At 51.5% G+C, this 15950-nt stretch carries 11 protein-coding genes; 2 read left to right on the forward strand and 9 right to left on the reverse strand.

Annotated features, from left to right (window positions below; translation table 11 throughout):
- The first annotated feature begins 63 nt into the window (after positions 1–63).
- A complete protein-coding gene (purB, locus tag KFE80_02585; protein ID UTW45816.1) occupies positions 64–1431 on the forward strand; it encodes an adenylosuccinate lyase in 1368 nt (455 codons plus the stop codon).
- A gap of 76 nt (positions 1432–1507) precedes the next feature.
- Positions 1508–2647, forward strand: a complete 1140-nt coding sequence (locus tag KFE80_02590; protein UTW45817.1) for a cupin domain-containing protein — start codon at positions 1508–1510, stop codon at positions 2645–2647.
- Between the two features lie 111 nt (positions 2648–2758).
- On the opposite strand, the gene KFE80_02595 is transcribed toward KFE80_02590, so the two are convergent.
- The 9 genes from KFE80_02595 to KFE80_02635 form a co-directional block, all read right to left on the reverse strand.
- A complete protein-coding gene (locus KFE80_02595) occupies positions 2759–3205 on the reverse strand; it encodes a hypothetical protein (protein UTW45818.1) in 447 nt (148 codons plus the stop codon).
- A 5-nt stretch (positions 3206–3210) separates the two neighbouring features.
- Complete coding sequence (locus tag KFE80_02600; GenBank protein UTW45819.1) at positions 3211–10818, reverse strand: VCBS repeat-containing protein; 7608 nt, start codon at positions 10816–10818, stop codon at positions 3211–3213.
- A gap of 301 nt (positions 10819–11119) precedes the next feature.
- The gene (locus tag KFE80_02605) at positions 11120–11482 is read right to left on the reverse strand and encodes a hypothetical protein (GenBank protein UTW45820.1); all 363 of its coding nucleotides are present in this window, start codon (positions 11480–11482) and stop codon (positions 11120–11122) included.
- 465 nt (positions 11483–11947) lie between these two features.
- Positions 11948–12184, reverse strand: coding sequence for an acyl carrier protein (acpP, locus tag KFE80_02610; protein ID UTW45821.1), 237 nt, complete (start codon positions 12182–12184; stop codon positions 11948–11950).
- Positions 12185–12332: 148 nt separating this feature from the next.
- Positions 12333–13085, reverse strand: a complete 753-nt coding sequence (gene fabG / locus KFE80_02615) for a 3-oxoacyl-ACP reductase FabG (protein ID UTW45822.1) — start codon at positions 13083–13085, stop codon at positions 12333–12335.
- A gap of 16 nt (positions 13086–13101) precedes the next feature.
- Entirely contained in the window at positions 13102–14040 is a 939-nt protein-coding gene (gene fabD, locus KFE80_02620; GenBank protein UTW45823.1) for an ACP S-malonyltransferase, read from the reverse strand.
- 47 nt (positions 14041–14087) lie between these two features.
- Complete coding sequence (gene plsX, locus KFE80_02625; protein ID UTW45824.1) at positions 14088–15107, reverse strand: phosphate acyltransferase PlsX; 1020 nt, start codon at positions 15105–15107, stop codon at positions 14088–14090.
- 45 nt (positions 15108–15152) lie between these two features.
- Positions 15153–15335: a 50S ribosomal protein L32 gene (gene rpmF / locus KFE80_02630; GenBank protein UTW45825.1), complete on the reverse strand. Its 183-nt coding sequence runs from the start codon at positions 15333–15335 to the stop codon at positions 15153–15155.
- A 64-nt stretch (positions 15336–15399) separates the two neighbouring features.
- On the reverse strand, positions 15400–15927 hold the full coding sequence (locus tag KFE80_02635; GenBank protein ID UTW45826.1) for a DUF177 domain-containing protein: 528 nt from the start codon (positions 15925–15927) through the stop codon (positions 15400–15402).
- Positions 15928–15950 lie beyond the last annotated feature (23 nt).

The raw sequence follows: 15950 nt of genomic DNA on the forward strand, positions 1-15950 counted from the left end.
CTGTTTCCGGTATTATGCGCGCCTTTTTAAAACACCTTTAATCCTTCCGAGAGACTTGATGCCATGGAGCTTTCAACCCTTACCGCTGTCACCCCAATCGATGGCCGCTACGCTTCCAAAACCGATGCCCTGCGCACGGTGTTCAGTGAGTTCGGGCTGATCAAGGCGCGGGTAGAAGTTGAAATACGCTGGTTACAACAACTGGCCAACCACCCGGAAGTAACCGAAGTGGCAGCCTTCTCAGAAGCCGCTAATGCCCTGCTTAACGATATGGTGGCCAACTTTGGCGAAGCAGACGCTGCTCGAATCAAAGAAATCGAAGCCACCACCAACCACGATGTAAAAGCGGTTGAGTATTTTATTAAAGAGCGCATCCAGGGTAATGCAGAACTGCATGCGGTGACCGAATTTGTTCACTTTGCCTGCACCTCTGAAGACATCAACAACCTTTCCCACGCGTTGATGCTGCGCGCTGGCCGGGAGCAAGTGCTGGTGCCCATGCTCCAGCAAATCGCCGACGGCATTGCCGATATGGCCCATGAATACGCAGCGGTGCCCATGCTGTCACGCACCCACGGTCAAACCGCTTCACCCACCACTGTGGGTAAAGAATTTGCAAACGTGGCGGCGCGTTTGTTCCGTCAAATCGAACAGATCAAATCTGTGGGGCTGCTGGGTAAAATCAACGGCGCTGTGGGCAACTACAACGCTCACCTGTCTGCCTACCCCAATGTGGATTGGGCGCTGAATGCGCAAGATTTTATTCAAGGATTGGGCCTTACCTGGAACCCTTACACCACACAAATTGAGCCGCACGATTACATCGCTGAGTTGTTTGATGCCATCGCCCGTTTCAACACCATTCTTATCGATTTTGATCGCGATGTGTGGGGGTATATCTCTCTGGGTTATTTCAAACAAAAAGTGATTGCTGGCGAAGTGGGTTCATCCACCATGCCCCACAAAGTGAATCCCATTGATTTTGAAAACTCGGAAGGCAACTTGGGTATCGCTAACGCCGTATTTGGCCATCTGGCGGCCAAACTGCCAATTTCTCGCTGGCAGAGGGATCTCACCGACTCCACCGTTCTGCGTAATATGGGCGTTGGCTTTGGCTACTCAGTGATTGCGTACGCGGCAACATTAAAAGGTTTGAGCAAGCTGCAACTGAACGAAGAGCGCCTGGCTGAAGATCTGAATAATGCCTGGGAAGTACTGGCTGAACCTATTCAAACGGTGATGCGTCGCTACGCCATTGAAGAGCCTTACGAAAAGCTGAAGGCCTTTACCCGTGGCCAGGCGATTAATCAGGCGTCTATTGCCACGTTTATCGATTCCCTTGAACTGCCGGAAGACGCTAAAGCGGAATTGCGCGCCCTGACCCCAGCCAACTACATTGGCAATGCGGTGGCACAGGCTCAGAATATTTAACGGGCTGCCATTCATGGACCCCCGCCTTCGCGGGGGTGACGCCTCTATAGGGCACTGAATTATCAAAGTACCTCTCATGCTTACCCATCTTGGCAATATCACCACAGAGGAATTTCTGCGCTACTACTGGCAGAAAAAACCTCTGTTGGTGCGCAATGCGTTTCCCAACTTTGAATCGCCGTTGACGCCGGATGAGTTGGCAGGCCTTGCCCTGGAGGATGAGGTTGAATCCCGCATTGTGCTGGAAAATGGCACTGATGGCCCCTGGCAGCTACTGAATGGCCCTTTTGAAGAAGACGTTTTTACCCAGCTGCCAGAAACCCACTGGACGCTGCTGGTGCAAGCGGTGGATCAATGGGTGCCTGAAGCACAAAGCATTTTAGAGGCGTTTCGGTTTTTGCCTCGTTGGCGCCTGGACGACCTGATGGTGAGCTACGCCCCTGAAGGCGGCAGCGTAGGGCCGCATTTTGATTATTACGACGTGTTTCTAATTCAAGGGCACGGCCAACGGCGCTGGCAAGTGGGCTCCAAGGCGGACGATGACAGCCCGCGTATTGACGGCACCCCATTGCGAATTTTAAAAGAGTTTATCCCGGAGCAAGAATGGGTTTTAGAGCCGGGGGATATGCTCTATCTGCCGCCGCAATACAGCCATAACGGCGTTGCATTAAACGATTGCCTCACCTACTCCGTGGGTTTTCGCGCTCCCAGTATTGGCGAAATTATCGACGACCTGGCCACAGAAGCCATCTCCCACCATCGTGGCCATCAACGTTATACTGACCCTGCACAGCCGGTTAAGCACCACGGTGAAATCTCAGAAGCAGCAGTTGAACGGCTTGGCGAACTACTTCAAACCGCACTGCTGGATAAGCAGTTGTTGCGCAATTGGCTTGGGCGGACAATGACATCCAGAAAGTACCCTGAGCTGGATATTAGTCAGGAAAGTGGCCAAGCTAACTGGATTGGCGAACTAAAGAATGGCGCTACACTGCAACGCCATCCAGCCTCCCGCTTTGCTTTTGCAGACACAGTGAATAAAAAGGCTGAGCTATTTGTTGATGGCGAAGCAGTTGTTGTGGAGCTGGAGTTTGCTCGCTTGCTTTGTGGTGGCTGCGAGCTTAATTGGCAGGTATTAGGTCCTTATTTCAGCACTGAAAAGACTAAAAACGTTATTGAACAGTTAATTGAGTATGGGGCTTTGTATTTGAATTAATTGAGCACTGCCCCGATCTATTACAGCGTATAAAGCATACGCTCTATTTTTATTTTTTTGCTCATTACGTAGGCTTACTAATTTCAGACTAACTTAGTCTCTTTTTCACAACTAATTCATCAAAAGAGCATTAAAATTCTTAATATCTGTACACCCCTCTACAAGCCGGAGGGCATCTAAAGCTTTCCTTTTACATGAGCTATAATCTGCCTCCTCAATGGATGTAAGCGATGAGTCTGCTTCACCATAAGAATCTATGATCTCCCATATAACTTGCCGCATAGATTCTTTAGAAATCTCCCCTCGTTCAAACCTCAAAATAGTAAAGCCCACCAATAGTTCGCTAGTTACTTCGGGCAATATGACAAAAAACTCTTTCAATGCTTCGCGAATAATTTGCAATGCCTGATCAGAAGTCTGCACAAGGCTAAGGTTAACAATCCATAACTTAGGATTATTGAGCTTTAAAATCACATTATCTGCCCATGAGCTGATGTCTTTTGCTCTCCAGAAACTACTATCTAACAAGCAAAACATTACTGCCAGTAGGTTTGTCATACTCATCAGCTCCCAAACAGCCCTGGCCAGATTCTACTACCTTCTGTATTTTTCAGCCGCTCTCTGGTTACAGGGTCTATCCTGTGATGGTGTGGATTTGGATGATCAATTTCTCGTCCGTGAGTAGTCCTATCTGTCCTACCTACCTCACGACCAAATTCATCATAGTGCGTCGTTTGGTGATAAGTCCCCCCGGAAGAGCTAGGTTTTTCTACATCATTAATGGTTCGAGTTCCAGGAGTCACTTGATTAGGGTTTCTCTTATAAATCCAATACTCATCTGGAAGCGCTGTTTTGTTTGTAGTATTTCTTCGCAAAAAGCTTTCGAGCAGTTCATCGGCAACACCAATAAATCGTCTCAGACCTCCACTAATGCCTTCGACAGCCAGGGCTTCCTTTGCTTGTTGTTGTTCTGGTCTAGTGAGTACATTTCCAGAAAAGATATTTATAGGCTCATTAAAAGGATTATCTTGCAAGCCAATATGATAAAAAAGAAACCCTGCTTGATCTCCAGCACCTTCCCATATGTTGCCTAAAATTGGAATTTCTAAAGCCTTTTGGGTGACTGTTTTATCTATTGGCCCTATAGTTCCAGTGGGAGCCTCTCCACCTCCTCGGAAAACTCTACCCACATGCTCCATAGTTGAACAGCCATAGGAAGTGGTAAAAACACCATTCGAATATTTGCCTCCCGTTCTTTCCGACCATGTGTCAGCTAGTATCTTTTCTAATGTTCTAGAGGCAGCTGCATCACTGGGTAAATTTGAAGGCCGGCCAAACAGACCGCCAGCGAATCCAGGGGTGCCTGTAAATGACGAGGTTGATGCGCTACTCGTAAATGAACTGATTGTGGGGGCACCAGCTGCAAAAAGATCGTCATATCCACCGCCAAAGTAAGTTGATGCGAGAGCGAAACCCTGTCCACTGCACTCTCCGCCAAAATAAGCGCATACCACTTCAACAACTATAGCGACAATCACGACCGCAAGATCCAAAGGGTTTCTTATCGAAATATACCCACTAGGATCAGTCGCATTCAGAGGGTTGTTCCATGTGTAGGAATAGCGGTTTAGGCTTTGTGTGTAAGTCGGATCTTGTATAAACGGATCCGCCTGCAGGAACCTGGCAATCTTCGGATCGTAAATGCGCCCATTCATATGGATCACACCCACCTCATCCAGCATCTCATGGCCCGTAAAGCCTCTGGTGGTGATGCTGCTGTCAAAGGTGGTCAGTGCCCCATTGGCCAACGCCGTCCAGTCGGTGGCGTCCCTTCTCTCGCCCCAGGCGTCAAAGCTCATTTCCTGCACAATCGCACCGGTTTCGTCGGTGATCACGTCCAGGCTGCCCAGATGGTCGTGGTACTGGTAGTGCGTGTCCACGCTCTGCAGTTGTTCTGTACTGTTGAGTTTGAGGGTGATTAAGGTACCGCCCAGGTGGCGTTTGATTTCTTTATCGCCATTGATCTGGGTAATCCACTCGGTGTTGCCCACGTACAAGGTGGTTTTGGTGCCACTGCTGTTGGTGTCGGTGCGCTTATAGCGGGCCCTATCCGGCCCATACTGGAACCCGGTGGTGTGACTGCCTTTGCTGATGGTTAAGGGTTTGTCAAAGGTGCTGTAGACGATGGTGCGACCGTCCCCACTGAGGTTGTTGCCGTTGTCGTCGTAGCTGTAGGTGGCCGCTTCCGCTCCCGTAATTTGGGTCACCGCGTGTACGCCCGCGTCCCCGGCTCCGCTATTATTGCCCGTACCGTAGCTGTAGGTACCCACATCACTCTTGTAGAGGATGTTGCCCAGGGCGTCGTATTGCACGGTTTTGGCCGCTTGGCCTACCACCTGGTAGCTGGTCAGGCGGTTGAGGTCGTCGTAGCCAAAGTTTTCTCGCAGGTTTTTGTTACCGGATTTTTCTTCTCGCCATTCCAGGTTACCAATGGTGTCCCACTCGTACTCAAGGTCCTGGACTTCGGCCCCCAAGGCGTGAGTGGCATCAATGGTTTCGATGCGCCCGGTTTGTGGGTCGTACACCCGAGCGATACTGACGTTGTCGCCCCGGGTTTCACCCGTCACGTTACCCCGTGCGTCCATGCTGGTGATGGTGCGGTAGATACTCCGCGGTTGACCATTGCTGCCCAGCACTGCATCGCCCACCCAGTCCATGTAGCCGTAGGCGTTGTAATGGCTTTGAGTGCCCTGGTAACCGGTAGCCCCAGTGGGGTCGGTAGACGCATCGAAGGTTTGGTAAGTACGGCCGTATTGGTCGTAGGTCACTTGTTCGATGTAGCTGCCGTCGCTGCCGCCAGCCCCCAGTGCCGTGGCGGTGTGGGTCACCCGCCCGTAGGTGTCGTAGGTAACGGTTTTGACGTAGTCGTTAGTGCCGTCATCGCCGTTGTCTTGTTGAACGTTGTTCAGCAAGCCAAGGCCCAGCCCACTGGTGCCGTTGTTGTAGTGCCACTGGGTGTCGCTTTCCACACTGTTGTTGGTGCGGCGATCAATCCGATGGATCAGTCGGCCCAACACGTCGTAGCTCAGTGTGCTGGTCTGACCGTTGGCATCGGTTTGTGATTCCAGTTCGCCGTACACGTTGTAGCTGTAGGTCCAGTAGCCCTTGTCCGGATCATCCATCCAGTCTTTGCGGCCCAACAGGTCGTAGTGAATGGTGCTCACGTTGCCCGCCGAGTCGGTCATGGTGGTCATGTTGCCCTGGGCGTCGTAGGCGTAGCTGACCGAGGAGGTTTCATGACCACTGCCCCCTTCGTTGTCGGTCACACCCACCACTTCGCCCAACGCGTTTTTGGTTTCCACCTTGCGGTGGCCTTTGTCGTTGATGGTGACGGTGCTGTAGCCGTTGTATTGCACGCTACCGGTGCTGTTGTCCGGCAGTGTGGTGGTGGTCGGACGGCCCAGGATGTCGTAGTCGATGGTGGTCCAGTAGATGGGAGAACCACTGTCCAGGTAGTAGGGTTCGCTCTGGCGTTTGGTGCGACCCAGGGTGTCGAACTCCACGTCGCTGGCAATCCAGTTGCCACTAAAACCCACGCTCAGGCTACGAATCGCACGACCCAGTTTGTCAAAGCATTGCTGGCTCTGCCCACCCCCGGCGCTGTGGCTGATGGCTTTGTAGACCGTGCCTGTCGGACAGTGGCTGGTGTCCGCGTCCGTCAGGTAGGTTTTACTAAAGCCACCGGTCTCGCCGCGTTCAAAGTATTTGCGGCCCAACGGGCTGTAAGCGCTGACCACGTCCAGACCATTGAGGTCTCTGGCCTGGGTAACTTGACCGTAGCCGTTGCGGGTAACCACTTCGCTGGTTTTTTGTTCCAGGCTGTTGAAGCTGCGCTCGACATAGCGGCCCAAGGCGTCGTATTCGCTGCGGCTGTAGCGAGAGGTAACCCCTGCCCCACTGGTGGTAGCACGCAGTTTGTTGCCAAAGTTGTCGTACTGGTACGTTGTGGTCAACCGGTAGGCAACATTGTCTGGCTCAATAACTTCCGTGGCCAGCAGGCCGCGTTTGTCACCGCTGGTGATGTAGGTAAAGGCACTGGTGCGGGTCTCGGTGTCGGCGACACTGCCGCTGCGGGTGCTCACCACCTGGGTGCGACTAAGGCGACCCATCTCCCGCTCCCAAGTACTGGTGCCGTAGGTGTTGGTGGTGGTTTTGACAAACTGGTCGCTGCCGGTTTCATCGTCGGTGGTGACGGTAATGGTCAGCGGGTTGCCGTAACTGTCATAGACGTTGTCGGTGGTCACCGTTTGCAGGTGGGTGCCTTGGACAGTGCCATTACTCGCCAGGTCGTAGGTTTTTTCGATACTGCGGGCCAGGTACGGCGCGTAAAGTTTGGTCGCCGGCATGCCGGTGCCACTCCACTCCGTATGGCTGCTCCCGTTCCAGTGTTTGAGCTTCCAGATGTTCTCAGACATGCTCAGTACGTGGCCATCGTCGGTGGTCACCGTAGTTTGCAGTGGTGAACCAATAAACGGGAAGTCTTGCCGATAGCTGGTGGTGGTGATCACCCCGGTTTGGTTGTCCACGGTTCTCAGCCGCTGGAAGCCCAAAAAGCCTCGGCCCATGGCCTGTACTTTGGCTTCGCCGTAGTAGTAGCTGATGGAACTGGTGGCGTTGTTGTTCACAGTACCAGGATTGGCGTCATCCGCCGCCGGTGCGGAACTGGCCACATCGGTCACTACGTACATGGGGCCGTTTAGCTCCAGTACCGGATCTCGCTGCCCGTCGTCGTTAACGTCTTTGCCCAGAGTGTGGGCGCTGGATTGCACGTCCCATCCGCCGTTGAGCATGCTGTAAAAGTCGCCCACATTGGCAGTGCTGTAGGTGTATTCGCACTCGCCTGGGTCAAACTCTTCCTCGTCTTCGTCGTAGGGATTCTCGGGGAAGCAGGGACCGTCGTAGGTGTGGGTAGTGCTACCAACGTTAACGCGCTGGTAGTGGCCGCTGGTAGCCAGGGTACCGTAGGTGATATTGGTTTCCGCACCCAGGCCATTGGTTACACTGGTGATGCGATTGGTGGGCACGTTTTGTTGCGTGGAGAGTGATAATCTTACAAAGCTATTACTAGCAAACTTTGTATGAAATTCAATATGGTCGAGAATGCCATCAGAGTTCGCGTCCACCATGCTGTGAGCTCGGTCTTCGCTGTCCGCGTTACTTCTTACTAATACCGGTGCATCAAATCCGGCACCATTCCAGTAACGAACTCTAATGTTTTTTACCGTACCAGTGCTGTCATACCAAACAAAATCTGGGTAACCATCACGGTTGTAGTCGACGAGCTGAACATCCTCATCGGCCGTTTGTATTGAAAAAGCATACTGAGCTATTTCAAATGTTGAGCCGTTACTGAAGCGGTAATGAACTTTATTGTCGTGAGTAATGTAGAGAACATCCGATAGTCCATCAGCATTAAGATCCGCAATTCTTAATGCTGCAATACTGCCGCGAGGAGCGATTTCACCAAAGTTCGTTAAAACACTGCCATCCCGCACCATTGAAAACAATTGATGATCGTTAAAATGATTACCGTAGCCATCAAGCTCGATAGAACCATCGTCATCATAATAGACTTCACAGTATGCTGAGCGTCTGGAGCTACCTATAAAGTCAAGAACACCATCACCATTAAAATCGCCGGCACCAATACTTGGTACCAATGTGTTTTCCATTAAACTATTGCAGGTTCCAACCGGTGCAGTTGTAGCTGGCATACCCTGCCAACTCCAAGACTGTTTAGTACCAAATTGGTATGGTGTGCTACTGGATGTTGCAGCTCCTGAGTCTACCAATGGCCAATAACCATCGGCTCGAACAAAATCGGCCAATCCATCACTAGTGACATCTGCTATAACTGAGCCCGCTGTTACTTCAGCACCGTTCTGATATGTATAGCCACTTGTATCTATGTTAATAAACTGGTCTGCATACTGTATATCCGGAATTGGAGATTCGACCAAACGCCAATTATTACCGCCTTGATCGACCGCAAGATATAGCCATGTCATTTGATGTTCATGCCCTACTAAGACATCACTATGGCCATCACCATTGTAGTCAGTAACCACAAAAGTGCCCTTGCTCATTGCAGTTGGGTGATCCTCAAATATCTGCGAGCCTTCGCTACTTAGCTGATAACGAATAAATAAATCAATATCGTCATCATCTCTTTCTGTATTTCTTGATTCCAACCATATAGTGTCGGCAATACCATCCCCATCAATGTCAGCAGCTTGACTGCCTGGAGTTGCATTTACAGCTAGATCGTCATATGTGTCATTGGTTGGTAATTGATGAATGATCGTCGCAGTGCTACTCAAGCGCCATTGGCCATCGTTTTGGGGCTCCGATAATACAAGGCGCCAGTTGCTTTTATCCCAAATTAAGACATCCACGCGACCATCGGCGTTGTAGTCCATTACTTTCATTTGCATTGGCGTTTTAACGTTTGAGTTTAAACTCCAAGCGGTGTGCAGAGCGCCAAAGCCATTGCTATCAGCGAGCGCATACTTCAGTTCGTGCAGATCGAAACCGCCATCACTTTCGTCTACACTGGCACGAAGCCATACCAAGTCCAAACGGCCATCACCATTAATATCCGCTGTCTGATAATCAACAACACCATCATCACTTCCAAGATCGAAGTTAACTGTGTCAGTGACAACCCCAACCCCCGAGATAGGCAGTGCCCAGTTAAAGGTAGTAGCCGGTAAACAACGACTGTCCACGCACTCTTCAATGCGGGTGAGACGGCTCAGGTCATCCGTCGCCGGCTGGCTTTGATTGGTGCCGTTGTTGCTCTGATCCAGATACGTCAGGTGGTAGGTGCGCAGCACCGTTTCACCACTGCCACCGGTGTTGTAACTGGTCACGCTGGTCAGCCGCTGGCTGGTACTAAATTCGTACCCCGCCACATAGCCACGGGTCACATCGTTTCGAGAACCGTAAGCAAAGCGAACCCGCGCGTTAGACCCACTGGGGCCACCGGCACTGCCATAGGCGTACTTCACTTCCTCAATACGTTGACCATTGGCGTCGTTGTGGTAATCGAACCAGATGGGATTGCCCACACTGTCCTGGAACTTTTTGAGAGCCCAGGTCAGGGTTTGACCCGCTGTGTTGTTTTGCTTGGCATCGGTAAAGTTGCCCGCCGGTACATCCCCGTAGTAGGAGGTCGAGCCGTCCTTACGATGCACTTCCCAGTAATCCGGGTGGCCCGTTGTGCCACCACGAGCGTAGATTTTGGCAAAGCTGTCGATCTCAGTGCGGTATTCAGTATCAGGAGCGCCATAAGCAGCCGTATTAGTCACCAGAATCAAGCGTTGGCCATCCAATGCGAAGCGGTCATCTGGGCCCCATGTGATGGGCATGGGGTCACCGTCTTGTTGCAGGGTCTGACGGCTGCGGGTAATACCGCTCAATCCGCCAATGTTCCAACCCAGACCCACCAGGCCGTTGCCGCCCTGGCTGCTGTAGTTTAAGGACAACTGTGGCGCCACACCCGCCGTACCTGCGGCCGTGGCAATGGGGATGCTGTAAGTAGCACTGCCGGATTCGTCCACCCGGAAGTTACCCGCAATAGTGCCCACGCTGTCGGTTTCGATCACGGCAGGGTCAGTTTGTGGAGGGGCACTTTCTTGATGAATGGCCGGCGCCGCTGCGACAAATTCACCTAAACTTGGAGTTGAACCACCGGCTAATGTCAGCCCTGCATTGGAAGATGAAGCTGGGACTAGCCGAACATCCAGAAAGCCGTCATTATTGAAGTCACCGCTCACATATTGGTAGCTACCAGCAGTCAAGCTGGCCACGTCAATGGATTCGTCCACCAGAATATTGGCGTCTGGATAAATACACTGGCTATTTACCACCGAGCTGAGGATTTTGTAGCTACTGCCCGCAGGAGGAATCAGAATTGGTGTGGTGATATCACCAGTAATGAGAATTACACGCTCTTTGGCTTTGAGGTAGATGTCTTCACAGCCATCATTGTTCAGATTGCCGCTGTATACAGCATAATCATTACTACCAAATTCCACTGCATTGGCACTGCCAGCCAGAAAGAAAGATGTAGCTAGCAGCGCGCCAGTAATAGCACGTTTAATCCCCATGACTATGGTTTCCCGATTGTGTTATTAATTCCAATTAAAAATTTTTGAGTAACTTTGTTTTATTTTGAGCAATTAGTTTTCTTTTATCAGCATGACATAACAGGGAGAAGGCTTCGAAAGTGATAACTATTCGGCCATCTGCAAATGGATAAACGCTCCGAATTTTGGAGTCATGCCAGGTAGGCATCGCGGCGATAGCAATAGTAGAGGCCGCCAAATGAAAAAGTAAAACCACGAGCTTCAGTGTTTTCACAATTTCCATAAATATTGTTATTGATCCAAAATTCTCACTGAATTCAAATCAGTGGCGAATATACATTCCTCCTGCTCCCCCTAGAGTGCTGAAAGATCCACCATGCCAACCCACATCAGTACAGCTGTGAGCGTAGGCTTGAATTTTTTTACCCGCAGTAAAGGCAGTGAGCGCCATAGAGTACAATTGTTCATACTGAGGGTGGTTAATTGCCACCCACAAATATCCCGTATTGCCGCAGTTCGCTGGATCACCCAGCTCGCCAAAAATCATAAATCCTTGGGCTCGAATAACTTCGATGTTTTCGATAGAGCCTTTGGTATCTGAAGAGCTGTAGGTTGTCCAACCGCCGGCTAAACTTACCATCGAGAACGATAGCAAGAAGGTGGTCATAATGATTTTTTTTATCATGCTGAAAGCACCTCTATTATTTGCGCCAAGAATTACTTGGAGCTGGTTAAAGGCAGAGAGGCAGATTTAAAATCAAGAAACGAGATTCCAGCTAAAGCTGAAAGCTTAAGAAGAATACGCTGGGAACCCAGCCTATATGCTGATTCCATCTCACCATTACCCTGTTAAAAATTGTATCCATACGCCCCATCAATGGGACATTAAGTAAATAATGCGTGCACTAAACCAAAGCGACAAACGATTGTCAATTGGCCGAATCAAAATCAGAAAATCGGCTTAGCGAATTAGGCAGAGCCAATCTCAAACAGCTAATACTGGTGACAACTAAATACTAGCCAGGCTCGAAACTTGTTACATGGCTATTATAAAAATCGTTACACCATGGTCTGTAAATTATGCGAGATAAACAAAAAAGCCGCCCTTGAAACAAGAGCGGCTTTCGGTCTTTCAGCTATCAGGCTAATATCAGTCGAGGTTCTCGCTGATGTAGCTGATGGCTTGCTGAACGGTGGTAATTTTCTCAGCTTCTTCGTCAGGAATTTCGGTGTCGAATTCCTCTTCCAGAGCCATAATCAGCTCTACGGTGTCCAAAGAGTCAGCGCCCAGGTCTTCAACGAAAGAAGATGCAGGTTTTACTTCGTCTTCTTTAACACCCAGTTGCTCAGCAACCATTTTGATTACGCGTTCTTCAATGCTGCTCATGAGTAATATCACCCCTAATTGGTAAGCATTTTAAGTTGTTAACCCAGCCGTTTTTCCGAGGCTGTGGTGTATATAAAAACTGTTGTCTAACGACAATGGCTGCGCATTGTACCTGAAAATTGCTCATGCGTAACCCATTTTTGAGCCTCTAGCCCATGTACATACCGCCGTTGACGTGGATGGTCTCGCCAGTGATGTATCCTGCGGCGTCGCTGGCCAGAAAAGACACCACTTGAGCGATCTCTTCCGGCTGCCCCAAACGCGCCAATGGCACCATAGCCATCAGGGAATTTTTGGCGTCTTCGCCAAGCTCATCGGTCATATCCGTTTGAATAAAGCCTGGTGCTACCGAGTTGACGGTAATGTTGCGAGAGCCCAGTTCTTTGGCCAGGGCGCGCGCCATACCGGCAGCACCGGCCTTGGTGGCGGCGTAGTTGCTCTGGCCAACGTTACCCATGGAGCCAATCACCGAGGTAATGTTGATAATGCGGCCCCAACGGGCCTTGGTCATGCCACGTACGGAAGCTTTACTGAGGCGGTAGATCGAGCTGAGGTTGGTGTCGATCACATCAAACCACTCGTCGTCTTTCATGCGCATCAGAATGTTGTCTTTGGTAATGCCTGCGTTGTTGACCAGAATAGTGGGTGCACCGTGCTGCTCGTTAATCGCAGCAAGCAAGTTATTCACTGACTCCTGATCAGTAACGTTCAGCACCATTCCCTGCCCGCCTTTGCTGGCCAGGCGCTCGCCGATACGCTGTGCTCCGCCTTCACTGGTGGCAGTACCGATAACTGTTGCGCCCTTGGCAGCCAGCTCATCGGCAATAGCGGCACCAATACCCCGGCTGGCACCGGTAACCAGTGCTACTTTGCCCTGCAAAATGGCTTGTTGTTCACTCATTATTGCTCTCCTGCCCTTAGGCTTCAGTCAATGCGTTTTCGAGGCTGGCTTGGTCTTCTGTGGCCAGAGCCTTGATGGTGCGATCAATGCGTTTACACAGGCCGCTGAGCACTTTGCCAGGGCCGCATTCCACAACGGTCTCAATACCTTGTTTGGCCAGCGCCTTGGTGCAATCCACCCAAAGAACTGGCTTGTAGATTTGCTCAATCATCAGCTGTTTGATTGCCGCAGGGTCCGACTCTGTTTGTGCGTTTACGTTGTGCACGATGGGTACCATGGGGGCGTCGAAGTGAGTCGCCTGTATCTGTGCGGCCAGCTTGTCCGCCGCAGGGCGCATTAATGGCGTATGGAAAGGTGCACTGACTGGCAGTGGCAATGCCCGCTTGGCCCCGGCTTCTTTACAGCCCTCCATTGCCCGTTCAACGGCACCAGCATGGCCGGCAATGACTACCTGCCCCGGAGAATTAAAGTTCACCGGCACCACCACTTCATCATCGCCACAAGCCAGTTTGCAGGCAGAAATAATGACTTCATCATCCAGACCGATAATCGCCGCCATAGCGCCAACGCCTGCAGGCACTGCCTCTTGCATGTAAGCACCCCGCTGGCGAACCAGGTCGACAGCATCAGCAAAGGCAACCACCCCAGAGCAGACCAGTGCTGACCATTCCCCCAGGCTGTGGCCCGCCATCAGCGCCGGTTGTGCACCGCCCTTCTCCTGCCAAACCCGCCACATGGCGACGCTGGCGGTGAGCAACAGTGGCTGAGTACATTCAGTGAGGTTGATTTGTTCCTGTTCGCCATTTTGAACACGGTCCCACAGGTCGTATCCCAAAACCTCTGAGGCCTCGGCAAAGGTTGCCTCGACAATGGCAAATTGTTCGGCGATATCTGCCAACATGCCGATTTTTTGGGAACCCTGCCCCGGAAAGACAAAAGCGAGCTGGTTGTTCATAGGCATTCTCTATTTAATAGTTCGTTTTAGTTGTTGTAGTCGATGCATCATTCGGCATTTTGAGCGGCACCCATGGCCTGCTCGATTTGCTTGGGCAGGCCCGCAGTTGCTTCTTCCAGTGCCACTTCCAGCGCCCGGCGAAACCCTTGCCTGCATGCAGAGCCGTGGCTTTTTACCACTACCCCCCGCAACCCCAACAGGCTGGCACCATTGTATTCCGCCGGATCAATGCTGGATCGAAAGTGTAGCAATATCGGTTTCGCCAGTGCACCCACCAATCGGGTATACCAGGTACGCATAAAAGAATCCTTTAGGCGCTCGGCAATCATTCTTGCCACACCCTCTCCAGCCTTGAGAGCAACATTGCCGTTAAAGCCATCGCAGACCACTATGTCCGTGGTGCCGCGATAGACATCGTCGCCTTCAACAAAGCCCTGATAGTTGAGGCTATCGTCAGCGGCTATTAGCTCTGCAGCGTCGCGAACGCACTGGGCGCCCTTCTGATCTTCCGAGCCGACATTAAGAAGCCCCACAGTTGGATTGCCAACTCCCCCTATGGTGCGCACCAGGCAGCTGGCCATGGAAGCAAACTGATGTAACTGTTCGGGGCTGCAATCCAGGTTAGCACCCGCATCCAGTAAATAGCTGTTGCGCAGTTGTGCCGGCAAAGTCGCACAAATGGCAGGCCGTTCAACACCGGGGAAAAGGCGCAGTTGTATCAAGCCCATGGCCATTAAGGCGCCGGTATTGCCAGCGCTGACACTGGCGGAAGCCTCCCCCTGGGAGACTGCATGGATGGCCTGCCACATGGAGGAGTCGCGTTTTTGGCGCAATGCCTGGGAGGGTTTTTCGTCGTTGTCCACCACTTGTTCGCAGTGAACCACCGTCAGCCTTTCAACAGGTGCCAGCAGAGAATCCAGAAGATAGGAGATTTGTTGTTGGTCGCCAAACAAGCTGGCGGACACAGCGGGATGGGCCTTGAGAAAATCGACAGCGGCCGGAACCGTGATGCGGGGACCGAAGTCCCCGCCCATGGCGTCAATGGCGAGACAGATTGAGTCCGTCAAGGTGAGCCTGTTGACCGCGAATGGGTCAAGAGGTTACTGGCTCAATCAGTCGTCGCGACCGGTTTCTACCACTTTCTCGCCGCGGTAGAAACCATCGGCAGAAACGTGGTGACGGCGGTGTTTTTCGCCACTTACCGGATCAACGGACAGCTGTGCTGTACCCAGTGAATCGTGAGAGCGACGCATACCACGCTTGGAGCGGGTTTTACGGTTTTGTTGTACAGCCATGATGTTCTCCTGATGACTATTCCAAGTTTGTTCAATTCTCAATCAGGCCAAGGCCAGATTGCATTTATTGCTTACGCTTTAACTGTTCCAGAATCTGAAACGGATTGGGCTTCTCTTCTTGCTCTACCTCTCCGGTAGAAAAAGAGCCCTCCCCAGGGCATTGCTCCAGTGGGTGGTAGCTCACATAGGGCAATACCAACAGCAATTCGTCTTCAACCATGCCACTTAAAGAAGCCGCTTCGTCAGCGACTATCCAGGGCTCCAGATCCTTATTCAGGTGGGGGGCGTCTTCTTCGCTCCACACCAATCCCAAATTAACCTGTGCCTGCAGGGGTTGTTCCATATCTTGCAGGCATCGCTGGCAAGTCACCGTAGCTACGGTGCTCACCTGTCCGGTAACAACCCGCTGGTGCTGCTCATCCATGGCGAAATCCAGCTCTACACTCACCGGCTCCGGGAGCGCAGTTACGGCAGCCGCCAAACGAGGCAATTGCGAACCAGCAAAAACACCCGCCAGCCTCACTCCCTGACCGGTCAATTTTCGTGCATCGACCGTACTGGGAAGTGCTCTGTGCGGGGGGGTGTCTGACATAGGCGCGCAATAATAGTGACCTG

The organism is bacterium SCSIO 12696, from assembly GCA_024397955.1.
Lineage (GTDB): Bacteria > Pseudomonadota > Gammaproteobacteria > Pseudomonadales > Porticoccaceae > SCSIO-12696.